Annotated in this window: 17 protein-coding genes and 4 tRNA genes; 15 read left to right on the top strand and 6 right to left on the bottom strand. The window is 25.4% G+C overall.

The window, feature by feature from the left end; translation table 11 throughout:
* Positions 1 to 55: 55 nt before the first annotated feature.
* Positions 56 to 1,819: a DNA primase gene (dnaG, locus tag AB4W51_RS00245; RefSeq protein WP_367676624.1), complete on the top strand. Its 1,764-nt coding sequence runs from the start codon at positions 56 to 58 to the stop codon at positions 1,817 to 1,819.
* A 166-nt stretch (positions 1,820 to 1,985) separates the two neighbouring features.
* Complete coding sequence (gene rpoD, locus AB4W51_RS00240; RefSeq protein WP_367676623.1) at positions 1,986 to 3,833, top strand: RNA polymerase sigma factor RpoD; 1,848 nt, start codon at positions 1,986 to 1,988, stop codon at positions 3,831 to 3,833.
* 223 nt (positions 3,834 to 4,056) lie between these two features.
* On the opposite strand, the gene cysE is transcribed toward rpoD, so the two are convergent.
* The 5 genes from cysE to argC all read right to left on the bottom strand — a co-directional run bounded on the left by cysE (position 4,057) and on the right by argC (position 10,098).
* Entirely contained in the window at positions 4,057 to 4,887 is an 831-nt protein-coding gene (gene cysE / locus AB4W51_RS00235) for a serine O-acetyltransferase (RefSeq protein ID WP_367676622.1), read from the bottom strand.
* 719 nt (positions 4,888 to 5,606) lie between these two features.
* On the bottom strand, positions 5,607 to 6,986 hold the full coding sequence (argH, locus tag AB4W51_RS00230) for an argininosuccinate lyase (RefSeq protein ID WP_367676621.1): 1,380 nt from the start codon (positions 6,984 to 6,986) through the stop codon (positions 5,607 to 5,609).
* A gap of 51 nt (positions 6,987 to 7,037) precedes the next feature.
* Positions 7,038 to 8,264, bottom strand: a complete 1,227-nt coding sequence (locus AB4W51_RS00225; RefSeq protein WP_367676620.1) for an argininosuccinate synthase — start codon at positions 8,262 to 8,264, stop codon at positions 7,038 to 7,040.
* Between the two features lie 28 nt (positions 8,265 to 8,292).
* Positions 8,293 to 9,072 (bottom strand): acetylglutamate kinase, encoded by a 780-nt coding sequence (gene argB, locus AB4W51_RS00220; RefSeq protein ID WP_367676619.1) that lies wholly within the window; start codon positions 9,070 to 9,072, stop codon positions 8,293 to 8,295.
* 21 nt (positions 9,073 to 9,093) lie between these two features.
* Positions 9,094 to 10,098, bottom strand: coding sequence for an N-acetyl-gamma-glutamyl-phosphate reductase (argC, locus tag AB4W51_RS00215; protein ID WP_367676618.1), 1,005 nt, complete (start codon positions 10,096 to 10,098; stop codon positions 9,094 to 9,096).
* A gap of 155 nt (positions 10,099 to 10,253) precedes the next feature.
* On the opposite strand from argC, the gene argE reads away from it, so the two are divergent.
* On the top strand, positions 10,254 to 11,399 hold the full coding sequence (gene argE, locus AB4W51_RS00210; RefSeq protein WP_367676617.1) for an acetylornithine deacetylase: 1,146 nt from the start codon (positions 10,254 to 10,256) through the stop codon (positions 11,397 to 11,399).
* 59 nt (positions 11,400 to 11,458) lie between these two features.
* Here the strand turns inward: argE and metF are convergent, their stop codons facing one another.
* The gene (metF, locus tag AB4W51_RS00205) at positions 11,459 to 12,346 is read right to left on the bottom strand and encodes a methylenetetrahydrofolate reductase (RefSeq protein ID WP_367676616.1); all 888 of its coding nucleotides are present in this window, start codon (positions 12,344 to 12,346) and stop codon (positions 11,459 to 11,461) included.
* A 422-nt stretch (positions 12,347 to 12,768) separates the two neighbouring features.
* Between metF and AB4W51_RS00200 the strand changes: the two genes are divergently transcribed.
* The 12 genes from AB4W51_RS00200 to rpoC all read left to right on the top strand — a co-directional run bounded on the left by AB4W51_RS00200 (position 12,769) and on the right by rpoC (position 25,394).
* Positions 12,769 to 12,841: transfer RNA gene (locus AB4W51_RS00200), tRNA-Thr, on the top strand.
* 21 nt (positions 12,842 to 12,862) lie between these two features.
* A tRNA-Tyr gene (locus AB4W51_RS00195) sits at positions 12,863 to 12,944 on the top strand.
* Between the two features lie 33 nt (positions 12,945 to 12,977).
* A tRNA-Gly gene (locus AB4W51_RS00190) sits at positions 12,978 to 13,052 on the top strand.
* A 9-nt stretch (positions 13,053 to 13,061) separates the two neighbouring features.
* A tRNA-Thr gene (locus AB4W51_RS00185) sits at positions 13,062 to 13,137 on the top strand.
* Between the two features lie 326 nt (positions 13,138 to 13,463).
* Positions 13,464 to 13,844 carry a preprotein translocase subunit SecE gene (secE, locus tag AB4W51_RS00180; RefSeq protein WP_367676615.1) on the top strand — a complete coding sequence of 127 codons (381 nt, stop codon included), beginning with the start codon at positions 13,464 to 13,466 and terminating at the stop codon, positions 13,842 to 13,844.
* A 1-nt stretch (position 13,845) separates the two neighbouring features.
* The gene (gene nusG / locus AB4W51_RS00175; RefSeq protein ID WP_367676614.1) at positions 13,846 to 14,391 is read left to right on the top strand and encodes a transcription termination/antitermination protein NusG; all 546 of its coding nucleotides are present in this window, start codon (positions 13,846 to 13,848) and stop codon (positions 14,389 to 14,391) included.
* A gap of 55 nt (positions 14,392 to 14,446) precedes the next feature.
* Positions 14,447 to 14,875: a 50S ribosomal protein L11 gene (rplK, locus tag AB4W51_RS00170; protein ID WP_367676839.1), complete on the top strand. Its 429-nt coding sequence runs from the start codon at positions 14,447 to 14,449 to the stop codon at positions 14,873 to 14,875.
* Positions 14,876 to 14,878: 3 nt separating this feature from the next.
* Positions 14,879 to 15,571: a 50S ribosomal protein L1 gene (rplA, locus tag AB4W51_RS00165; RefSeq protein WP_367676613.1), complete on the top strand. Its 693-nt coding sequence runs from the start codon at positions 14,879 to 14,881 to the stop codon at positions 15,569 to 15,571.
* Between the two features lie 270 nt (positions 15,572 to 15,841).
* Complete coding sequence (gene rplJ, locus AB4W51_RS00160) at positions 15,842 to 16,348, top strand: 50S ribosomal protein L10 (protein WP_367676612.1); 507 nt, start codon at positions 15,842 to 15,844, stop codon at positions 16,346 to 16,348.
* A 52-nt stretch (positions 16,349 to 16,400) separates the two neighbouring features.
* The gene (gene rplL / locus AB4W51_RS00155) at positions 16,401 to 16,766 is read left to right on the top strand and encodes a 50S ribosomal protein L7/L12 (RefSeq protein WP_367676611.1); all 366 of its coding nucleotides are present in this window, start codon (positions 16,401 to 16,403) and stop codon (positions 16,764 to 16,766) included.
* Positions 16,767 to 17,033: 267 nt separating this feature from the next.
* Positions 17,034 to 21,065 carry a DNA-directed RNA polymerase subunit beta gene (gene rpoB / locus AB4W51_RS00150; RefSeq protein WP_367676610.1) on the top strand — a complete coding sequence of 1,344 codons (4,032 nt, stop codon included), beginning with the start codon at positions 17,034 to 17,036 and terminating at the stop codon, positions 21,063 to 21,065.
* A gap of 84 nt (positions 21,066 to 21,149) precedes the next feature.
* Positions 21,150 to 25,394 (top strand): DNA-directed RNA polymerase subunit beta', encoded by a 4,245-nt coding sequence (gene rpoC / locus AB4W51_RS00145; RefSeq protein WP_367676609.1) that lies wholly within the window; start codon positions 21,150 to 21,152, stop codon positions 25,392 to 25,394.
* Positions 25,395 to 25,569: the final 175 nt, after the last annotated feature.

Raw genomic sequence — 25,569 nt, 5'->3', positions numbered from 1 at the left:
AATACTCAGACCGATCTTAATCAAGCTCGGTCTTATAATTTTAAATAAATATAAAATGCATAAATGGAAAATACCACAAGAATTCATCAATGAACTACTAGTTCGAACAAACATAGTGGATTTAATTAGCTCAAAAATCACATTAAAAAAAATAGGTAATAATTATCAATCATTATGTCCATTTCATCATGAAAAAACACCATCTTTTATAGTTAATCACACCAAACAATTTTATCACTGTTTTGGATGCAAAGCTAACGGTAATGCTATTGATTTTTTAATGAACTATGAACAATTAAATTTTTTAGAAAGTGTTGAAGAATTATCTATTTTAAATAAATTAAACATACCTAAAAAATATGATAAAAAATTTAATACATATAATTTATTCAATAAAAATGAATTATATTTAATATTAAAAAAAATTTGTAATATATACATACATACATTATTACAAGCAAAATCAAAAATTGCATATCAATATTTAATTAAAAGAGGAATTAAAAAAGAAATGATAGAACGTTTTTCTATTGGATTTTGTAATAATCAATCGAATAATGTTATTCAATACTATCATACAATCAATCAAACTGAAAAAAATCATTTAATTAAATTAGGAATTATTATTGATAATCTTAATGGAAAAAAATATCAACATTTTAGGAATAGAATTATTTTTCCTATTCGTGATAAATACGGTAAAGTTAATGGTTTTGGAGGTAGAGCTATTGATTCTTATATTACACCTAAATATTTAAATTCTCCTGAAACAATAATTTTTCAAAAACGCAAACAAATATATGGAATATATGAATTATTAAAAAAAAATCCTAAACCAAAAAAAATTATAATTGTTGAAGGTTATATAGATGTAATTATGTTAACTCAATATCATATTAAACATATTGTTGCCATACTTGGAAGTACAATTACAGCTGAACAAATTAAATTTCTTTTTCGTGTTACTGATAATATTATTTATTGTTATGATGGAGACAAATCTGGTCAATTTGCATCATGGAAATCTTTAGAAATTTCACTTCCATTTTTACAAGACAATAAAAGTATTAAATTTATTTTTTTACCTAATGGATCTGATCCAGATTCTATTATTCAACAAGAAGGTACAGTTGAATTTCAAAAAAGAATTGATAACGCAATTAACTTTTCAGAATTTTTATTTTCAAAACTTTTAAATAATTTAGATTTATCTTCTATAGAAGGAAAAGCTCATTTTAGTTCTTTAATTATATCATTTATTAATAAAATACCAGGACAAATTATTCAATTTTACCTACGTAAAAAATTAGGATTAACAATAGGTATTCTAGAAATAGAAAAAATGAATCTGATTATTAATAAAAAAAATAAAAACAAATATATTATTAAAAAAATAAAACAAACACCTATGCGTATGCTAATTAGTTTATTAATACAAAATCCTAAATTATCAAAATTAGTGACATCTAAAATAACTACAATTAACCTACCTATTCAAGGATTTGATATTTTTTTAAAATTAGTCCATATATGTCAAAAAAACCCAACGTATAAAACCAGCCAAATATTAGAATTATATAGAGATACAAAAATAGTAAATATTCTCAGGAAATTAATAATTTGGGATCATATGATTATTTCAGAAAAAATTAAAAATGTATTTTTAGATTTATTAACAAAAATATATAATCAAATGTTAGAAAAAAAATATCAATTATTAATAACAAAAGAAAGAAAAAAAGGATTAAATATAAATGAAAAAAAAGAATTATGGTCAATTACAATCAACTTATCAAAAATCTCAAAAAAATTATTATGACAATAATGCATTTATATTAATTTAAGATCATAATTTTAAAAATTAAATTAATTTTAAAAACACTAAATTATTAATATTAAAAATATTTTTTTATTAATATTTTTCATAAATTAACCTTTAAAAAGTTAATTTGATATTTATCAACAAAAAATGTGGATACCGTCTTATGGAACAAAACCCACAATCACAATTAAAAATTCTTGTTAATCATGGTAAAGAACAAGGATATCTAACTTATTCTGAAGTCAATGATCATCTTCCAGAAGATATTGTCGATTCTGATCAAATTGAAGATATCATACAAATGATTAATGATATGGGTATTCAAGTCGTAGAAGAAGCTCCAGATGCTGATGATTTAATTTTAAATGAAAGTAGTACAGAAACAGACGAAGATGCTGCTGAAGCTGCTGCGCAAGTACTATCTAGTGTCGAAACAGAATTAGGTCGAACAACTGACCCGGTTCGTATGTACATGAGAGAAATGGGTTCAGTTGAATTATTAACTAGAGAAGGAGAAATCGACATCGCAAAAAGAATTGAAGAAGGAATTAATCAAGTACAATGTTCTGTTGCAGAATATCCTGAAGCAATTACTTATTTGTTAAAACAATATGAACGTGTGGAATCTGGAGATATGCAATTATCAGATTTAATTATTGGATTTATTGATCCTCATGAAGAAGATATAATATCTTCATCAATAATGAATATTGAAGAAGAATTATCAGAATCAATAAAAAAACAAGAAGAAATTAAAAACATTGATCAAAATGATCAAGAAATTACTGAAGAAGAAAATAATATTGACCCAGTATTAGCCCATGAAAAATTTTCTGAATTAAGAAATCAATATTTCACAACAAATCAAATTATAAAACATAAAAATCGTAATCATAAAGATGCTATTATTGAAATTCATAATTTATCAGAAATATTTAAACAGTTTCGATTAGTACCAAAACAATTTGATCATTTAGTAAATAACATGAGAAACATGATGGAACGTGTACGGATTCAAGAAAGATATGTTATGAAATTATTCGTCGAAAAATGTCAAATTCCAAAAAAAAGTTTTATTCATATTTTCAGTAAATCTGAAAATAATAAAAATTGGTTTAATCAAGTTAAAAAAATGAATAAAACATGGTCTGAAAAATTACTAACAGTCAAAGAATCCATTCATAATAGTTTAAACAAATTAACAGAAGTTGAAAAAGAAACAGGACTGACTATTAAACAAGTAAAAGATATCAATAAAAGAATATCAATTGGAGAAGCAAAAGCAAAAAGAGCAAAAAAAGAGATGGTAGAAGCAAACTTAAGATTAGTTATTTCAATTGCAAAAAAATATACCAATCGAGGCTTACAATTTTTAGATCTTATTCAAGAAGGAAATATTGGTTTAATGAAAGCAGTCGATAAATTTGAATATCGTCGTGGTTATAAATTTTCAACATATGCTACTTGGTGGATCAGACAAGCTATTACTCGTTCTATTGCTGATCAAGCAAGAACTATTCGAATTCCAGTACATATGATCGAAACAATCAATAAACTAAACCGAATTTCTAGACAAATGTTACAAGAAATTGGAAGAGAACCAACCCCTGAAGAACTTTCAGAAAAAATGTTAATACCAGAAGATAAAATCAGAAAAGTATTAAAAATTGCCAAAGAACCAATATCTATGGAAACACCTATTGGTGATGATGAAGATTCTCATCTAGGTGATTTTATTGAAGATACCACTTTAGAACTTCCATTAGATTCTGCAACAGCAGAAAGCCTACGTTCAGCAACACATAACATATTATCTGGTTTAACACCAAGAGAAGCAAAAGTATTAAGGATGAGATTTGGTATTGATATGAATTCTGATCATACTTTAGAAGAAGTAGGTAAACAATTTGATGTTACTAGAGAAAGAATACGTCAAATTGAAGCAAAAGCATTAAGAAAATTAAGACATCCTAGTCGATCAGAAATATTACGTAGTTTTTTGGATGACTGATAATTATAAAATATAAAAATAAAAATAAATATTATTAAAATATAATTTCAATGAAAGCTTCCTTAGATATTTTGGAAGCTTTTCTATTAATTAAGTTAAAAATTTTTGATATAATCAAATTAACAAAACAAATAAAAATAAATATAATATTCAAAAGAATTCCAATTATATATTTTATGTAAAAATATTTTTAATGATTATATATTAAATATACTTAAAATCATTAAATACCTGAACCATATTCAAAATTACATTCCATTAAATAATTTTTATGACGAATTTTATCAATATTGCTATTTATTAACATTTTTTTATTATAGTATTTTACTATTTTTGCAGGTATACCTACTACAGTAGAATAAGCTGGTATAGAATTTAAAACTACTGCTCCTGCTCCTATTTTGGCACCAATTCCTACTTCAATATTACCAAGAACTTTAGCTCCAGCTCCTATCATAACATCTGATCTAATTTTTGGATGACGATCACCAATTATTTTACCTGTTCCACCTAATGTTACTGATTGTAAAATAGAAACATTGTCTTCAATGACTACTGTTTCTCCTATAACAATACCAGTAGCATGATCAAACATAACACCAGATCCAATTTTTGCAGCAGGATGAATATCTACAGAAAAAACTGTTGATATTTGATTTTGTAAATGCAATGCTAAAGATTTTTGATTAAAAGTCCATAAATAATTACTAATCCGATATCCTTGTAATGCGTGAAAACCTTTAAAATATAAAAATGGAATAATATAATTATCAATAGAAGGATCACGATAATATATTGCTTGAATATCTCTATTAACACATTCAATTAACGAAATATCAGAAAAATAAGCTTCTTTAAAAATTTTTTTTAAAAAATTATCAGAAATCATAGAATTAGATAATTTATTGGATAAAATAAATGCCATAGAATCAATTAAACTGTCATGTTGCAATATATTTTGATAATAAAAATGAGATAAAAATGGTTCATTCTTTAAAAAAAACTCAGTTTCAGTAATTATTGTATTCCAAACTATATCTAATGTTTTTAACATTATTTTTTCTCTATAATAAAAATATACTATTTGATATAAAATAGTTTATATTATTTATAATTAATAAAAATATTTAATTTTTAATTTATTTTTAGCATATTATTCTACTATTTGATTAAAAAGTAAAATTAAAAATTTTTGAATAAATTAAATTATTAAAAATAAATTATCTCTATTTCAACTATATATCTTATCTTTAAAAATATATATTTTTAAAATACTAATTTATTTAAGTAACAAGATCAATGTATTATGTTTGATATTTTTTAAAAATTCAAAAAACAAATAAATTTAAATTTGATCTCATTCATTCTATTTTTTAATAAAAAATATCTCCTACTGTAATATTTATTAATCTTGAAATATAATTAAAATTATTTTTTTATTAATAAAATCAATAAAAATCACTATATTCGAATTAATTATAAAAATTAATTTAACATATTTAATTTTTTATTAATTTTTCAAAACATATTCCAAATAATATGTATCATATTAAAACCAATCAAAATAAACAAGTTATAAATAACCTATTTGCTTATTTTAAAAATTCCACTAATGCAAGATTTATGTCCCTGTAAAAAATTGTATTAATTTTAATTTTTAAACATAATAATAAAAATTATATTTTTAAATTTTATATATAACGCGATATTCAAAATATCGCGTTTTGAAATTACATACTATATTTTAATTAATGCAATATTATTAGATTATATTTAAATGATATTAAGCCGATTTTTTTCATTTGTTATGGTATTTTTAACTTGAATAAATGATACACCCCCTTGAGAATTTCTTTTATTCAGACAAGATTTTAACTGTAAAAAATCATATACATCTTCTTCAATAGATTGATGATGTAATTTAAAATGATCTAATGTTAACTGTTCTAAATAAATATTGTTATGCATCGCTTCTAAAACAATTTTACCAACTACATGATGTGCTTCTCGAAATGGAACACCTTTTCGAACTAAATAATCGGCTAATTCTGTAGCATTACTATAACTAGATTGAGCTGCTTTAAGACATATTTTATCATTGATTTTAATTGTTTCTAAAACTAAACAAGACATTTTTAAACAATCATTCCATGTTTTTAATGCATCAAATAATCCTTCCTTATCCTCTTGCATGTCTTTATTATATGATAATGGTAAACTTTTTAATAATACTAGAATTTGAATTAAAGCACCGTATACACGAGCACATTTTCCACGAATTAACTCTAAAGAATCAGGATTCTTTTTTTGTGGCATTAAAGATGATCCTGACGTCATTAAATCAGACAATTCAATGAAATTAGCTTCACCTGAATTAAAAAAAATTAAATCTTCAGAAAAACGAGACAAATGAAGCATACTGATTGAAGCTATAGATAATAATTCAACTACATAATCTCGATCACTGACACTATCTAAACTATTATTAGTAGTACTAGAAAATCCTAAATCACGAGTTAATTCTGATCGATCAATAGACCAAGCATTACCAGATAATGCTCCGGAACCTAATGGATTAGTATCCATTCTTGCATAAGCATCATTTAAACGACTTTTATCTCTTTTTAACATTTCTACATAAGCTAAACACCAATAAGCAAAAGTAATTGGTTGAGCACGTTGTAAATGTGTGAATCCAGGCATAATAACATGAATTGTATTTTCGGCTGTAATCACTAATACTTTTTCTAAATTTTCTAAATTATTTATTAATATTTTAATTTGGGATTTACACCATAACTTTAAATCTGTTGTTACTTGATCATTTCGACTTCTTCCTGTATGTAATTTTTTTGCTAAAGGACCTAACATGATAATTAAATTTTCTTCTACCCAACTATGAATATCTTCAGCATCACTATTAAATATAATATTTGGATTTATTTTTATTTTTTTTAATAAAATAATTAATGATTGTTCTATTTTTTTTTGTTCGTCTAAAGTAATAATATTAGTTTTTAAGATAGATTTTGACCAAGCAATAGAACCTAAAATATCTTGTTCAGCTAAATGATGATCAAAATTTAAAGAATTATTAAATTTTTTAAAAAAACTATTAGATTTTTTTAAAAAACGACCACCCCAAAGTTTCATAATAACTCCATAAAAAATTATTCGAATTAAATAAAAATAATTATTTAATATTTAATTATCTTTAATATTTTTTTTTTGATGTAGTGCTCTAATACGAGAAGGCAAAGAAAAAAGACGAATAAAACCAGCTGCATCAGAATGAAGATATTCATCATCTTTTCCAAAAGTAGAAAATTTTTGAGAATATAATGAATGAATAGATTTTTTTTGTACAACAGTCACCATACCTTTATATAATTTTAATACTATTTCTCCATAAAAATAATTGACTAAAACTTTTATAGCTGCTTGTAAAGATTCACGATATGGAGAAAACCAACAACCGTCATAAACAATATAAGACATATCTAAAGCTAATTTTAATCTCCATTTTATACTATCCCTGTCTAATACTAATTCTTCAATCGCACGAATAGCTTTCATGATAATTGTTCCTCCTGGTGTTTCATAACATCCTCTAGATTTTATTCCAATTAATCTATTTTCAACGATATCGATTCTTCCTATACTATGTTTAGAACCTAATTCATTCAATTTTTCCAAACATTGTAAAGGATTCATTTTTACCTGATTTACGGATACTACAATACCTTTTTCAATTTTGATTGAAACAGATTCTGGTTCATTTGGAGCTAAACACGGATCCACTGTCTTGATCCAACAATTACTTAATGGTTCGTTCCAAGGATTTTCTAATATTCCACCTTCAGTAGAAGTATGCCAAATATTATCATCTCGACTATATATTTTTTCTATTGTAGATGTAGTAGATATATTTTTAGTTTTTAAATATGTTAATAAATCTTCACGAGAATAAAAATTCCATTCTCTCCAAGGAGCAATAACTTTTAATTCAGGAGCTAATGCAGCATACACAATTTCAAAACGCACTTGATCATTCCCTTTTCCTGTAGCTCCATGACATAAAAATTTAGCTTCTAATTTTATTGCTAAATCAACTTGTGCTTTAGCAATAATTGGACGTGCCATACTGGTTCCTAATAAATAATTTCCTTCATAAGTAGCTCCTGTATGTACTACAGGATATATGTAATTACATAAAAATTCTTCACGAAGATCAACGATATAAACTTCATCAGCTCCTGATACTAAAGCTTTTTCTTCAATTCCTTCTAAATCTTCTTTATTTTGACCAACATTTGCAACAAAAGCTATTACTGAAAGATTATAATTTTCTTTAATCCAAGGGATAATAGCTGAAGTATCTAAACCACCAGAATAAGCCAAGACTACTTTATTTGTTTTTTTTTTATTCATTGATATTTTCCTTTAATATATAAACATTTTAATTATATAAAACACGAGTACCTATAGAAATACCATTAAATAATAATTCTAATTTGGAAACATTTTGCCAACTAGCAATTTCAATTGGTTTTCCTAATACATATGAAGCATTTAATGCTGTTTGTACTTTTATAATCATACCATTAGTAATAATACCTTGTTGAATTAAATATTCAGCTTCAATATTATTTAGTGATTTTATACGTTTTCCTTTTCCATTTAAAATAGCACTTACATCTGATAATAAAACTAAATCTGCATTTAATGTTTTAGCTAAAGCAGCAGCGGCTAAATCAGCATTAACATTCATCAAATCACCTGAATCAGTAATTCCAATAGAACTAATAATTGGAAAAAAATTATTTTTTAATATATTATTAAGAAATAAAGAACAACCAGGTTCAGGTTTACCAACAAATCCTAGTTCTTGATTTAATTGTTTAACAATAACACTACCACCATCAGATAAACATAAACCAATAGAATTTATATTTTTTCTTTTCGACCAAGACAGCAAAGTTTTATTAACAGTACCTGATAAAACTCCTGTTATTACATCTATATGATGCGATAAAGTTTGTCTTAATCCATTAATTTTATTAATTTTGTAACCCAATTTAATCATCATTTGATCAACTAATCTTCCACCTCCATGCAAAATTAATACATCACGAGAATTAGATTGTATATAAGATGATAAAAAATCAAATAATGCTTCCATGGCATGATCACTACTTAATAAAACCCCACCTAACTTTATAACTAAAGGATTATTCATATTAAAAATAAACTCATTGATTTAAATTAGTGATTCAGTTTCGAAAAAACCAAAGCGAATATTAAAACATTGTATTGCTTGTGTTGCTGCTCCTTTCAGTAAATTATCTTCTGTTACTACAATCACTAAATATTGATTATTTAATGCAAAACCAATGTCGCAAAATGGTGATCGGATAACAGATTTTAATTTAGGTATAACATTATTATATAAACGAATACATGGTTTACTTTGATAAACTTCATCAAAAATTTTTATTATATTTAAATAACTTATATTTGTTTTTAAACGACACGTAATTGTTGCAAGAATACCACGAGAAAATGCTCCTATATGTGGAATAAATATAATAGGAATTTTCAAATGTTCCATAATTTCAGGACTATGTCTATGTATGAAAATATTATAAGGATGCAAACTAACTTCACAGAAATTATTATTAAAATTAGATTTTTTTCCAGCACCACTGACACCACTAATAGCATTCACAACCGGTATATGTTCTGAACACAATAATTTTTTTATTACTAATGGCTTTAATCCTAATTGTATACAAGTTGGATAACAACCAGGTATAGCTAATAATTGAGCATGTTTTATTTTTTTTGCATTCCATTCTGGTAATCCATATACTGATTTTTCCAATAAATCTAAATGATGGTGAACAAAACCATAATATTCAGTATATATATTAGAATTTTTCATTCTAAATGAACCAGATAAATCAAACACCACACAACCACGAGAAATAAATAAAGGAACTAAATCATAACTAACAAAATGATCAGTAGCAAAAAATACTACATCAAAATCTTCATTGTTAACAATAATATCAGTAATAGATTGTAAACGAATGTTTATTATTCCTTTTAATTGAGGAGCAACATCAGAAATACATTTTCCAATATCTTTACTGTTTTTAGAAACTGCTAGTGATGTTATATTAACATTTTTGTGTCTGTTTAGGTAAAAAACTAATTCAATACCAGAATATCCACTAGCACCTACTATAAGAGTTTTTAACATATAATTTATATACCTTATATAAATATTTTTAATATTAAAATTAAAAAATAAATTAGTTAAATTAAAATTTTTAAAAATTATATTTAATATTTAATTCTATACAATAACAACTGTTTTAGATAAAATCTAAATTTTTATTCATAAAGAAATTTAATATGCAAAAATTTCCTAAATTTATTCAAATCTATGAAACATTAATAAAAACTATATCAATTAATTCAACTAATTTAGAGTACGATTACAGTAATAAAAAAATTATTGATATTTTAGCTAATTGGTTAAATGACTTGAATTTTTCTACAAAGATCCAATCTATACCTCTTACAAATAACAAATTTAATTTATTAGCTAAAATTGGTTATGGTCCAGGAGGTTTATTACTGAGTGGTCATTCTGATACTGTTGATATTAACGAAAAATTATGGACTGTGAACCCCTTTCAATTAACTATTAAAAATGATAAATTTTATGGTTTAGGGACAGTTGATATGAAAGGATTTATTTCTTGTGTTTTAGATGTATTATTTAATTTTAATTTAAATAAAATTAAAAAACCATTATATATACTGATCACTGCTGATGAAGAAACTACTATGTCTGGAGCAAAATATTTTTCAAAAAATACAAAAATTCAACCAGATTTAATAATTATCGGTGAACCTACTTCTTTAAAACCAATCATTGGACATAAAGGACATATTTCAAAATCAATTTGTGTAACAGGTACAGCAGGACATTCAAGTGATCCTGACCGAGGTATCAACAGTATTGAAATAATGTATAAAATATTAACAAAATTATTTGAAATCAAAAAAAAAATAAAAAATATATGTTTACAAGAGGAATTTAAAATACCATATTCTACAATGAATTTAGGATGTATTAATGGTGGAAAAGCAGCAAATATAATTTGTGATTTATGTACATTAAGTATAGATATTCGTCTATTACCAAATTTATCTATACGAAAATTCGATAAAATCATGTTAAAAAAATTTACAGAAATCACAAATATATTTAAAAATATAAAAATAAAAAATATACATGACCCCATTCCTAGTTATACATTATCAAAATTTCCAAAAATGATAAATCTTATTGAAAAGTTATCAAAACAAAAATCTAGTTTTGTCAATTACTGTACAGAAGCATCATATATGCAAAATATTGCCCCTACATTAATTTTAGGACCAGGTTCAATTAATCAAGCACATCAACCAAATGAATATTTAGATAATAATATGATCACACCTGCTAAAAAAATTATTAAAAAATTTATAGAATATTTCTGTATAAAATAATTTATATAAATGCAATTAAAATATTTTTTTCGAAAAAATATTTAATCATCAAAAATGTTTCAACAAGGTTTAATACCTAATAAACAACAAATTGCATAAGAAATATTTGAACAATTTAAAGTATAAAAATGAAAATTGTTTATTCCTTCAGAATATAATGATTGAACCATATCCATAGCTATTTTAGAACCTAATATCATACTTGTTGTTTGATCTTTTTCAAGACCATTAAATATATTATAAATTGATTTTGGAATATCAACATTAGTCATTTTTGAAAAACGACAAATTTGATTAAAATTAGAAATCGGTAGAATTCCAGGAACAATATCTACATTTATATTGTTAGATATACATTTATCACGAAAACGAAGAAATTTATCAATATTGAAAAAAAATTGTGTAATAGCTCTATTAGCTCCTTCGTCAATTTTTTTCTTTAAATATAGCAAATCCATTTTTGCATTAATTGCTTCAGGATGTATTTCAGGATATGCTGCTACAGAAATATCAAAATCAGCAATATTTTTTAATAACCGAACTAAATCAGAACCATACATTTTTATTTTATTATCAACATTTTGTGCATCACCTCTTAAAGCAATAATATGTTTAATGCCAGCATCCCAATATTTTACAGCAATATCTTCTAATTCATTAATAGTATGATTAATGCAAGTTAAATGAGGAGCTACCTCAACTTTTGTAATTTGATTAACTTTACTAACTAAATCAAAAATTTGATTACATTGACTATTATTAGCACCATATGTAATAGAAAAAAAATCAGGTTTTAATGTAGACAATTTACCTATTGAATTCCAAAATTTATTTTCCATATCATAATTTTTTGGAGGAAAAAATTCAAATGAAATATGAATTTTAGTATTTAAATTCCATAGATCGTGATTTAACAAATCATGTTTGTATTCATTAATAATATTCATATTATACTCCATTAATTGTTTGTGAAACAAAAATAAAAAATAAATCAAATTAAATAGTTGATATCCATGTAATTTATTCATCATATACATTAATTAAATTTTTAAAAAAATAATAAATAATTTAATTTTTCATTATTATTTTTAATATACCTTGAATATTATTTTTTTCAAAATAATATAAAAATAAGATTATATTTTATAATTCTAAAATTACAATTTTTAATTAAATAATATTTTTAATATCATTGATATATTATTTAAATATATTTAATAAAAAACTTTGAACTAAAAAATTATTTTTTATTTAAAAGAATCATATAATTATAAAAATATAATATATTATATTTTTATTTTAAAATATGTTATTATGAATAAAAATTTTTATTGCAAAAAATATAATCTGTTCGTAAAATACTAAAATAGCCGGCTTAGCTCAGCAGGTAGAGCAACTGACTTGTAATCAGTAGGTCACCAGTTCGATTCCGGTAGCCGGCAAAAAATCATTGAAAAAAATAAGGTGGGATTCCCGAGTGGCTAAAGGGAGCAGACTGTAAATCTGCCGTCAAAGACTTCGAAGGTTCGAATCCTTCTCCCACCAAATAAAGATTATAGCTAATTAAAATTATACTAAGCGGGTATGGTATAATGGCTATTACCTCAGCCTTCCAAGCTGATAATGCGGGTTCGATCCCCGCTACCCGCTCCATATATTTTTGCTGGTATAGCTCAGTAGGTAGAGCACACCCTTGGTAAGGGTGAGGTCCCCAGTTCAAATCTGGGTGTCAGCACCATCGATAAAAAATACTGTTAATATATAGTTAGTTAATTATTTTCCTAAATCATTCAAAAAAAAGAATCAATGAAGAATTAAATTTTCAATTAGAAAAATAATAATGCTATATTACATATTAATTTATTCAATATATTTTAAAATGAATATAAATCTGAATTCATAATAATAAAAAATAAAATATTAATTTATTAATTATATATTCAATATAAAAATTTTATTTTTTATTGAATAAAAATTAATCATTTTATTTTTATCAAAAATTAAATATTAATATTTTTCAAATAATGAAACAAATAACTATGTTTATGGTTTTTAAAAATTCTGATGAATAATAATCGAGATCAAAAAAATAATCATCAATTAGAATTAATAAAATGGAGCAGTATAATTACTTTGATTTTTATCATTATTATAGGTAATTATTATTATCAATTTATTAATTTATTTATTCGAATAATACTAATAATATTTTCTAGTATTATGATATATAAAATTTTTTCGATAACACAAAAAGGAATTTATGTACTAGATTTAATCAATGAATCTAAAATAGAATTAAAAAAAATTATTTGGCCAAACTATAAAGAAACATTATATACGACATTAATTGTATCTATAGTTACTACCATAATGTCATTAATCTTATGGATACTAGACAGATTTTTATTTTATTTAGTATCATTGATTACTAACATAAGGTGGTAAAATGTTTAAGGATAAAAAAAAGCGATGGTATGTTTTACAAACTTTTTCAGGTTTTGAAAGTCGTGTTACACAATCTATTCAAGAACATATCAAACTTAATCATATGGAAACAGATTTTGGAGAAATCATGGTTCCTGCAGAAGAAGTTGTGGAAATTAGAAGTGGACAAAGAAGAAAGAGTGAACATAAATTTTTTCCAGGATATGTGTTAATTCAAATGAATATGAATGATTCAAGTTGGCATTTAGTAAAAAATGTTCCTAGAGTCATGGGTTTTATTGGAGGAACTTCTGATCGACCATCTCCAATTAGTGATAAAGAAGTAAATTCAATAATTAACAGACTTAAACAAGTTAGTGATAAACCTAGACCAAAAACACTCTTTGAACCAGGTGAAACAGTTCGTGTAAATTATGGACCATTTTCAGATTTTAATGGAATTGTAGAAGAAGTTGATTATGATAAAAGTAGATTAAAAGTATCAGTATCAATATTTGGAAGATCTACACCAGTAGAATTAGATTTTTCACAAGTAGAAAAAAATTAATAAAATATTTTTTTAAAATAAATAATATTTAATACTATATAGGTATATAATTATGGTGAATAAAAAAATACAAGCTTACATAAAATTACAAGTTCCAGCAGGATCAGCTACACCAAGTCCTCCAATTGGTCCTGCTTTAGGACAAAAAGGATTAAATATTATGGAGTTTTGTAAATTATTTAATTCAAAAACAGAAAAATTAGAAAAAGGATTACCAATACCTGTAATAATTACTGTTTATTCTGATAAAAGTTTTACATTTATTACAAAAACATCACCAGCTTCAACTTTATTAAAAAAAGCAGCTGGTATTAAATCAGGATCAAAAAAACCAAACCAAGAAATTGTTGGTTCAATCACTAATCAACAAATTCAAGATATAGCAAAAATTAAAGCATCTGATATGACTGGTTCAAATATTGAAAAAATAAGTAAATCAATTTTAGGAACTGCTAAATCAATGGGATTAACAATACGAGAATAAGTTATGAAAAAACCTACTAAAAGAATGCAACTTATTCACAAAATAATCAATATTAAAAAAAAATATAATATTGATGATGGAATTAAAATACTTAAAGAAATTCCTTCAGTAAAATTTATTGAAAGTGTAGATATAGCTGTAAATTTAGGAATTGATCCTAAAAAAACAGATCAAAATGTCAGGGGTTCAATTGTATTACCGCATGGTATAGGTCGTTTAATACGAGTAGCTGTTTTTACACAAGGTGATAATATAAAAATAGCAAAAAAAGCAGGAGCTGATTTCATCGGAATGAACGATTTATGTGAACAAATCAAAAAAAATGGAATAAATTTTGATGTTGTAATTGCGTCTCCAGACGCAATTACAACAGTTAGCAAAATAGGTTCAATTTTAGGTCCTAGAGGATTAATGCCTAATTTAAAGTTAGGTACTATTACTGAAGATCTGAAAAATGCAATTAATAATGCTAAATCAGGACAAATACGATTTCGGAATGATAAATATGGAATATTACATACAACCATTGGAAAAATTAATTTTACAGCTCAAAATCTAAAAAATAATTTTATTACATTTTTAGAAAAATTAAAAAAATTAAAGCCTAATCAATCAAAAGGATTATTTATTAAAAAAATAATTTTATCTACAACAATGGGTGTATCAATTATTATTGATCCATATATAATTAATTAAATAATATTGTTAAATTTAAAAAATAAAAATATTATAGTGATAATATCAATGAAGAATTTATAATTATATAATTTTAATATTTTTGATTTTATAATAATTTTTACGTTTAAAATAATTTTAAATAAAAAAATAATATTCAATGTTAATATAATTAATTTATAATATAAATTCATTTATAATATAATATATAGTGACAGTATAGCACCGAATTTTTAGAACTTATTATTTCAAGTAACATCTTAATTATTTCTAGAATCTAGGAGCAGGAATATGGCATTAAACCTTCAAGAAAAAAAAAAAATCGTTTTAAAAATACATAAAATAGCCAATATAGCACTATCTGCTGTTATTGCTGATTCTAGAGGAATTAAAGCAAACCAAATTACAGAACTCAGAAAAGATGCAAGAAAAATTGGAGTGAAAATTAGTATAGTACAAAATACTTTATTGAATTTAGCCATTAAAAAAACTAATTTTGAATGTTTGCAAAAATTTTTAACAGGACCTTCATTTATTGGTTATTCTTTAGACCATCCTGGAAGTGCAATTAGATTATTTAAAGATTTTTCTAAAAAAAATATTAAATTTAAAATTACTAATGCTGTGTTTGAAAAAAAAATACTAACGGATGCACAAATTGATCAATTAGCAAATATGCCAACATATAAAGAATCTATTATGCATTTACTATTTATTATAAAAGAATCTGCTGCTGGAAAAATGATACGCGTTTTATCCAATTTATCTGATAAAAAAAATAATTTAAAATCATTTTAAAAATAAATTAAATCAGATATAAATATTTTTGATTTTTGTTAGGAATAATTTTATGTTAATTACAAAAGAACAAATAATTGAAGCTATATCTAATATGTCGGTCATGAATGTTATTGAACTTGTTTCAGAAATGGAAAAAAAATTTGGAGTATCTGCTAATTTATCTATCAATACACAATCTAATAATACAATAGAAAAAGAAGAAAAAACTGAATTTAATGTATTTTTAAAATCTATTGGTAGTAATAAAGTATCTATTATCAAAGCAGTAAGAAGTGCTACTGGTTTAGGTTTAAAAGAATCTAAAGATTTAGTAGAATCTGCACCAACGATAATAAAAGAAAATATTAGTAAAGAAGATGCTGATAATTTAAAAAAAATTTTAGAAACAGCAGGTGCTGAAGTAGAAATACAATAAAAATAAAATTTATCATACTATCATCATGTTAATTTTAGTATTGAATGGTAATAATTGAATTACCAATCAATACTAAAATAAAAATATTTAAAATTTATTTTAGTATTGATTCTATTAAATTAATCAAAATTTATATATATATTAATTAATTTAATTGATTGAAAAATATTTCATTGAATAACATTAAAAAATAAATATTTTTATTCATTTATTATTTTTATTTTATGGTAATAATTTTTCAACTTATCAGGCTCATTGAGGAACCCCATGGTTTACTCTTATACCGAAAAAAAAAGAATTCGAAAAGATTTTGGAAAACGTCCAAAAGTATTAAATATACCATATCTACTATCTATTCAACTTGATTCATTCAAAAAATTTATTCAAAAAAACGGTTGTAATCAATCTGGATTAGAATCTGCATTTCGTTCCATATTTCCTATTAAAAGTTATAGTGGAAATGCTGAATTACAATATGTGAGTTATCGTTTAAGTAATACAATTTTTAATGTTAAAGAATGTCAAATCAGAGGTATTACTTTTTCTTCTTCATTAAGAGTCAAGCTACGTCTGATAATTTATGAAAAAGATACTTTTGATTTAACTGTAAAAGATATCAAAGAGCAAGAAGTATATATGGGTGAAATCCCATTAATGACAAACAACGGAACATTTATTATTAATGGAACAGAAAGAGTTGTTGTCTCTCAGTTACATCGAAGTCCTGGTGTTTTTTTTGATAGTGATAAAGGAAAAACACATTCTTCTGGAAAAGTTTTATATAATGCTAGAATTATTCCATACAGAGGATCATGGTTAGATTTTGAATTCGATCCTAAAGATCATTTATTTGTTCGAATTGACCGAAGAAGAAAATTACCCGTTAGTATAATTTTAAGAGCTTTAAATTATAATACTGAAGAAATTTTAAATATTTTTTTTGAAAAAACAAAATATAAAATAATTAATAGTAATGTTATTGAAATGCAATTAATTCCAGAAAGATTAAGAGGTGATACTGCATCTTTTAATATTGTATTTGATTCTAAAATTTATATTGAAAAAGGACGTCGTATTACCGCTCAACATATAAGAGAACTAAAAAAAAATAATATTAATAAAATTATTGTACCAATAGAATATCTTACTGGAAGAGTCGTATCAAAAGAATATATTAATTTAAATACTAAAGAAACAATTATATCAGCAAATTCAATCTTATCTTTAGAAAATATAGAAAAAATAATTCAATCTGGTTATAATACTATTGAAACTATTTTTACTAATGATTTAGATCATGGACCTTATATTTCAGAAACTTTAAGAATTGACCATAGCAAAGATCAATTAAGTGCATTAGTAGAAATTTATCGTATGATGAGACCTGGTGAACCTCCTACAAAAGAAGCAGCAGAATATTTATTTCAAAATTTATTTTTTTCTGAAGAAAAATATGAATTATCTGCTGTAGGAAGAATGAAATTTAATCGATCCTTATCTAGAAATAATATTGATGGAATAGGTGTTTTAAATAAAACAGACATTGTTGATGTAATTAAAAAATTAATTAATATCAGAAATGGAAAAGGAGAAGTAGATGATATTGATCATTTAGGGAATAGAAGAATACGTTCAGTAGGTGAAATGACTGAAAATCAATTTCGTATTGGATTAATTAGAGTTGAACGATCTGTTAAAGAAAGATTATCTTTAGGAGATTTAGATACTGTAATGCCTCAAGATATAATCAATGCAAAACCAATTTCTGCTGCTATTAAAGAATTTTTTGGATCAAGTCAATTATCTCAATTTATGGATCAAAATAATCCATTATCAGAAATAACTCACAAAAGAAGAATTTCTGCATTAGGAGTCGGTGGTTTAACTAGAGAACGTGCAGGATTTGAAGTAAGAGATGTCCACCCTACTCACTATGGTCGAGTTTGTCCGATCGAAACTCCTGAAGGTCCTAATATAGGTTTAATTAACTCTCTTTCAGTATATGCACAAACCAATGAATATGGATTTTTAGAAACTCCTTATCGAAAAGTTTTAAATAATATTGTAACTAATAAAATTCAATATCTTTCAGCTATTGAAGAAGGAAATTATATAATAGCACAAGCCAATACAAATCTTAAATCAAATGGAGAATTTATTGATGAATTAGTTACATGTAGAAATAAAGGGGAATCAAGTCTATTCAATCGAAATCAAGTTCAATTTATGGACGTATCTAATCAACAAATTGTTTCTGTAGGAGCCTCATTAATACCATTTTTAGAACATGATGATGCAAATAGAGCTTTAATGGGAGCAAATATGCAAAGACAAGCTGTTCCTACATTAATATCAGAAAAACCATTAGTAGGAACAGGAATGGAAAGAGCTGTTGCTGTTGATTCAGGTGTAACAGCTGTAGCAAAAAGAGGAGGAATAGTTAAATATATAGATTCATCAAGGATTATTATACAAGTAAATGAGAAAGAATGTCATCCAGGAGAAGCTGGTATTGATATTTATAATTTAACCAAATATACACGTTCTAATCAAAATACTTGTATCAATCAAAAACCTTGTGTAAAAACAAACGAATTTATAAAAATTGGAGATGTTTTAGCTGATGGACCCTCTACAGACTTAGGAGAATTATCCTTAGGTCAAAACATGAGAGTGGCATTTATGCCTTGGAATGGATATAATTTTGAAGATTCTATATTAATTTCAGAAAAAATAGTACAAAAAGATAGATTTACAACTATACATATTCAAGAATTATCTTGTATTTCTAGAGATACAAAATTAGGACCTGAAGAAGTAACTGCAGACATACCAAATATTGGTGAAACAGCTTTATCAAAGTTAGATGAATCAGGTGTTGTATATATTGGTGCAGAAGTAAAAGGCGGTGATATTTTAGTAGGAAAAGTTACACCTAAAGGAGAAACTCAGTTAACACCAGAAGAAAAATTACTAAGAGCGATTTTTGGAGAAAAAGCTTCAGATGTTAAAGATTCTTCGCTGAGAGTACCTAATGGAGTATCAGGAACTGTTATTGATATACAAATTTTTATACGAGAAGGCGTTAAAAAAGACAAAAGAGCTGTAGAAATTGAAGAGATGCAACTGAAACAAGTTAAAAAAGATTTAAAAGAAGAACTAAAAATTTTTGAATCTGAAATATTTCTTCGTATAAAATCATTATTATTAGAATCAGGTATTGAAAAAGAAAAATTGCTGTCTATTCCAAAAGAAAAATGGATCTCAATAAATTTAAATGATAAAAAAAATCATAATATTTTTAAAACATTAATTTCTAAATATAAAGAATTAAAAATTATTTTTGAAAAAAAACTAGAAGATAAAAAAAGAAAAATTACTCAAGGAAATGATCTTGCTCCAGGAGTATTAAAAATAGTAAAAGTTTATTTAGCTGTCAAACGTCAAATTCAACCAGGTGATAAAATTGCTGGAAGACATGGAAATAAAGGGGTTATTTCTAAAATTAATCCTGTTGAAGATATGCCTTATGATAAAAATGGTGAACCTATAGATATTGTATTGAATCCATTAGGAGTGCCTTCTAGGATGAATATTGGTCAAATATTAGAAACACATTTAGGAATGGCTGCTAAAGGCATTGGTGATAAAATTAATAATATGATTAATAATCATAAAACAATATTAGAATTACGTCAATTTATGCAAAAAGCATATGATATTGGAAATAATATTCGTCAAAAAGTTAATTTATCTAGTTTTTCAGATGCTGAGATTTCTTGTTTAGCTAAAAATTTAAGACATGGAATGCCTATTTCAACACCTGTTTTTGATGGAGCTGAAGAAAATGAAATTAAACAATTATTAAAACTAGCAGATTTACCTAGTTCTGGCCAAATCATACTTTTCGATGGACGAACTGGAGAACAATTTGAACGTCCTGTAACAGTTGGTTATATGTACATGTTAAAATTAAATCATTTAGTAGATGATAAAATGCATGCTAGATCTACTGGTTCTTATAGTTTAATTACTCAACAACCATTAGGTGGAAAAGCCCAATTTGGTGGTCAAAGATTTGGGGAAATGGAAGTATGGGCCTTAGAAGCATATGGTGCTTCATATACGTTACAAGAAATGCTTACTGTTAAATCAGATGATGTCAATGGTAGAACAAAAATGTATAAAAATATTGTTGATGGTAATCATCAAATGGAACCTGGAATGCCTGAATCGTTTAATGTATTATTAAAAGAAATACGATCTCTGGGTATCAATATTGAATTAGAAGACGAATAAGTAATTAAATTCATGTTATCACAAGGAATCCAATTAAAAAAAATTGGATTCCTTGTTTCGTTTCACTGCAATGGGAACTAATTCGTGAAAGATTTACTTAAATTTTTAAAATCACAAACTAAAAAAGAAGAATTTGATGCAATTAAAATTGAACTTGCATCACCAGATATGATTAGATCTTGGTCTTTTGGAGAGGTTAAAAAGCCAGAAACTATTAATTATCGTACTTTCAAGCCGGAAAGAGATGGATTATTTTGTTCAAGAATTTTTGGACCAATTAAAGATTATGAATGTTTATGTGGAAAATATAAACGACTTAAGCATCGTGGAGTTATTTGTGAAAAATGTGGAGTAGAAGTTACTCAAAGTAAAGTTCGAAGAGATAGAATGGGACATATTGAATTAGCTTCTCCTACAGCACATATTTGGTTTTTAAAATCTTTACCTTCCAGAATTGGATTATTATTAGATATGCCGTTAAGAGATATTGAAAGAGTATTATATTTTGAATCATATGTCATAGTTGAAGGAGGTATGACAAACTTAGATAAAAATCAAATTTTAACAGAGGAACAATATTTAAATGCATTAGAAGAATTTGGAGATGAATTTGATGCAAAAATAGGTGCTGAAGCTATTCAATATTTGTTAAAAAATTTAAATTTAAAACAAGAATGTCAAATTCTTCGAAATGAATTAGGCAATACTAATTCTGAAACTAAAAGAAAAAAAATTACTAAAAGAATTAAATTAGTTGAATCATTCATTCAATCAAATAATAAACCTGAATGGATGATTTTAACGGTATTACCAGTATTACCACCAGATCTAAGACCATTAGTACCATTAGATGGAGGAAGGTTTGCAACTTCTGATTTAAATGATTTATACAGAAGAGTAATAAATAGAAATAATAGATTAAAAAGATTATTAGATTTATCAGCTCCCGACATTATTGTTCGTAATGAAAAAAGAATGTTGCAAGAATCAGTAGATGCATTACTAGATAACGGTAGAAGAGGTCGAGCTATAACTGGATCTAATAAAAGACCACTGAAATCTTTAGCTGATATGATAAAAGGAAAACAAGGTAGATTTAGACAAAATCTTTTAGGAAAGAGAGTTGATTATTCAGGAAGATCTGTTATTACAGTTGGACCATATTTACATTTACATCAATGTGGATTACCTAAAAAAATGGCATTAGAATTATTTAAACCTTTTATTTATGGTAAATTAGAAGTTCGAGGATTAGCTACTACAATAAAATCAGCAAAAAAAATGGTTGAAAGAGAGGAATCCGTAGTATGGGATGTGCTTGATGAAGTTATTCGTGAACATCCTGTTTTATTAAATCGAGCCCCTACTTTACATCGGTTAGGAATACAAGCTTTTGAACCAGTATTAATTGAAGGAAAAGCAATTCAATTACATCCTTTAGTTTGTGCAGCTTATAATGCTGATTTTGATGGTGATCAAATGGCTGTTCATGTTCCTTTGACTTTAGAAGCTCAATTAGAAGCTAGAGCTTTAATGATGTCTACAAATAATATTTTATCACCTGCTAATGGTGAACCTATTATTGTTCCTTCTCAAGATGTTGTTTTAGGTTTGTATTACATGACTAGAGAAAAAATCAATGGAAAAGGAGAAGGAATGGTCTTAAGTAGTCCAGAAGAAGCTGAGAAATCATATAGAACTGGATATACAGAATTACATTCAATAGTAAAAGTGTTAATTACTGAATATAAAAAAAATAAAAATAAAAAAATGATTCCCACAAAAAAATTAATTCAAACCACTATTGGACGTTCTCTTTTATGGATGATAGTACCTCAAGGACTACCTTTTTCTATTGTTAATCAAGTACTTATTAAAAAAACTATTTCAAAAATGCTAAATACTTGTTATCGAATTTTAGGATTAAAACCTACAGTGAAATTTGCTGACCAAATTATGTATACTGGTTTTTCGTACGCTGCAAGATCTGGAGCATCAGTAGGTATTGATGATATGGTAATTCCATTAAAAAAATCATCAATAATTCATGAAGCTGAAACAGAAGTTATTGAAATACAAGAACAATTCCAGTCTGGTTTAGTTACTGCTGGTGAACGTTATAATAAAGTGATTGATATTTGGGCAGCAGCAAATGAAAGAGTTGCAACAGCTATGATGAAAAATTTATCAACTGAACCAGTGCTAAATAAAAATGGAAAAATAGAAAATCAAATATCTTTTAATAGTATTTTTATGATGGCAGATTCAGGAGCTCGTGGTTCTGCTGCACAAATAAGACAATTAGCTGGTATGAGAGGTTTGATGGCTAAACCAGATGGATCAATTATAGAAACACCTATTACAGCTAATTTTAGAGAAGGATTAAATGTATTACAATATTTTATTTCTACTCACGGAGCAAGAAAAGGATTAGCTGATACAGCATTAAAAACAGCCAATTCAGGTTATTTAACTCGACGTTTAGTAGATGTTGCTCAAGATTTAGTAGTTACAGAAGATGATTGTAAAACTGATGAAGGATTAGTCATGACATCACTCATTGAAGGTGGTGATGTTAAAGAACCATTAAGAGAAAGAGTTCTTGGTCGCATTACAGCAGAAAATATTTTTAAAATAAATTCTACTATTATCTTAATTCCAAAAAATGTTTTGCTTGATGAAAAATGGTGTAACATTTTAGAAAATAATTCTATTGATACTATTAAAGTACGTTCAGTAGTAAATTGTGAAACTAATTTTGGAGTTTGTGCATATTGTTATGGAAGAGATTTAGCAAGAGGAAATCTCGTAAATAAAGGTGAAGCTATTGGAGTGATAGCAGCACAATCTATTGGAGAACCTGGTACACAATTAACTATGAGAACATTTCATATTGGAGGAGCTGCTTCTAGAGCTGCTGCAGAATCTAGTGTACAAGTCAAGAATAAAGGTATAATTAAATTAATTAATGCAAAATCTGTTAAAAATTCTACAGGGAAAATTATAATTACATCAAGAAATGTAGAATTAAGAATGATTGATGAATACGGTAGAACTAAAGAAAGTTATAAAGTACCTTATGGTTCAATTATGGCAAAAGGAAATGGAGAAATAGTTAATTCTGGAGAAACTGTAGCAAAATGGGATCCTCATACTATGCCAGTTATTACTGAAGTAAACGGTTTTGTACAATTTATTGATATGATTGACGGACAAAGTATTATTAGACAAACAGATGAATTAACAGGATTATCATCTATTGTCGTTTTAGATACTTCAGAAAGAACAACAATAGGCAAAGATTTAAGGCCTTCATTGAAAATAGTTACAAAAACAGGAAAAGATGTATTAATTGCAGGAACAGATATGCCTGCTCAATATTTTTTACCAGGAAAAAGCATCATACAATTAGAAAATGGAGTAGAAATTTTTTCTGGAGATACTATTGCTAGAATCCCCCAAGAGTCTGGAGGAACAAAAGATATTACAGGAGGATTGCCTAGAGTAGCAGATTTATTTGAAGCTCGTCGACCAAAAGAATTAGCAATCCTTGCAGAAATTACTGGAATTATATCATTTGGAAAAGAAACAAAAGGTAAAAGAAGATTAGTAATTTCTCCTGTTGATGATAATACTGAACCTTATGAAGAAATGATTCCAAAATGGAGACAATTAAATGTTTTTGAAGGTGAAAAAGTTGAAAAAGGTGATGTGATTTCTGATGGTCCTGAATCACCTCACGATATTTTAAGGTTAAGAGGTGTACAATCTGTTACAAGATATATTGTTAATGAAGTACAAGAAGTATATCGTTTACAAGGTGTTAAAATAAATGATAAACATATTGAAGTGATAATTAGACAAATGCTTCGAAAAGCTACAATTGTCCATAAAGGTGATTCAAATTTTTTAAATGGTGAACAATTAGAATATTCTAAAATAAAAATTGAAAATAAAAAATTAGAAAAATTAAATAAAAATATAGTAATTTTTTCTAGAGATTTATTAGGTATTACAAAAGCATCTTTAGCTACTGATTCATTTATTTCTGCTGCATCATTTCAAGAAACAACACGTATTTTAACTGAATCAGCTGTAGCAGGTAAAAAGGATAAGTTAAGGGGTTTAAAAGAAAATGTTATTGTGGGACGTTTAATACCAGCCGGAACTGGTTATGCTTATCATCAAAAAAGATTTAATCAAAAAATTAAAAATAATGGTCATAACAATCAAAACAATAAACAAAATCAACAAATTAGTGTTGAAGAAGCGTCTGCTAGCTTATCAGAATTATTAAATTCTAGTATTATAGATATGAATAACAAATAATCTTTAACATTAATAGGATAAGGATAATATTTAATTTTCCTTGTCCTATTATTACATTAAAAAATACAACAAATATTATAATTTTTTATTCTGAAAATTTTTATATTTTAATTAAGATTATAAAAATATAAAAATAAAAAATTTTATTTTTTATTTTATTTATTTAATATTGTTA

It is taken from the genome of Buchnera aphidicola (Eriosoma grossulariae) (assembly GCF_964059045.1).
Classification (GTDB): Bacteria; Pseudomonadota; Gammaproteobacteria; order Enterobacterales; family Enterobacteriaceae; genus Buchnera_D; species Buchnera_D aphidicola_A.
Note: the sequence above shows the minus strand (reverse complement) of the source record. Positions and strands in the feature narration are given on the sequence as shown.

What these genes read in the sequence shown, in the direction of transcription:
- dnaG (WP_367676624.1), top strand. Translation starts at nt 56, where the DNA reads ATGCATAAATGGAAAATACCACAAGAATTCATCAATGAACTACTAGTT.
- rpoD (WP_367676623.1), top strand. Translation starts at nt 1,986, where the DNA reads ATGGAACAAAACCCACAATCACAATTAAAAATTCTTGTTAATCATGGT.
- cysE (WP_367676622.1), bottom strand. Translation starts at nt 4,887, where the DNA reads ATGTTAAAAACATTAGATATAGTTTGGAATACAATAATTACTGAAACT.
- argH (WP_367676621.1), bottom strand. Translation starts at nt 6,986, where the DNA reads ATGAAACTTTGGGGTGGTCGTTTTTTAAAAAAATCTAATAGTTTTTTT.
- AB4W51_RS00225 (WP_367676620.1), bottom strand. Translation starts at nt 8,264, where the DNA reads ATGAATAAAAAAAAAACAAATAAAGTAGTCTTGGCTTATTCTGGTGGT.
- argB (WP_367676619.1), bottom strand. Translation starts at nt 9,072, where the DNA reads ATGAATAATCCTTTAGTTATAAAGTTAGGTGGGGTTTTATTAAGTAGT.
- argC (WP_367676618.1), bottom strand. Translation starts at nt 10,098, where the DNA reads ATGTTAAAAACTCTTATAGTAGGTGCTAGTGGATATTCTGGTATTGAA.
- argE (WP_367676617.1), top strand. Translation starts at nt 10,254, where the DNA reads ATGCAAAAATTTCCTAAATTTATTCAAATCTATGAAACATTAATAAAA.
- metF (WP_367676616.1), bottom strand. Translation starts at nt 12,346, where the DNA reads ATGAATATTATTAATGAATACAAACATGATTTGTTAAATCACGATCTA.
- secE (WP_367676615.1), top strand. Translation starts at nt 13,464, where the DNA reads ATGAATAATAATCGAGATCAAAAAAATAATCATCAATTAGAATTAATA.
- nusG (WP_367676614.1), top strand. Translation starts at nt 13,846, where the DNA reads ATGTTTAAGGATAAAAAAAAGCGATGGTATGTTTTACAAACTTTTTCA.
- rplA (WP_367676613.1), top strand. Translation starts at nt 14,879, where the DNA reads ATGAAAAAACCTACTAAAAGAATGCAACTTATTCACAAAATAATCAAT.
- rplJ (WP_367676612.1), top strand. Translation starts at nt 15,842, where the DNA reads ATGGCATTAAACCTTCAAGAAAAAAAAAAAATCGTTTTAAAAATACAT.
- rplL (WP_367676611.1), top strand. Translation starts at nt 16,401, where the DNA reads ATGTTAATTACAAAAGAACAAATAATTGAAGCTATATCTAATATGTCG.
- rpoB (WP_367676610.1), top strand. Translation starts at nt 17,034, where the DNA reads ATGGTTTACTCTTATACCGAAAAAAAAAGAATTCGAAAAGATTTTGGA.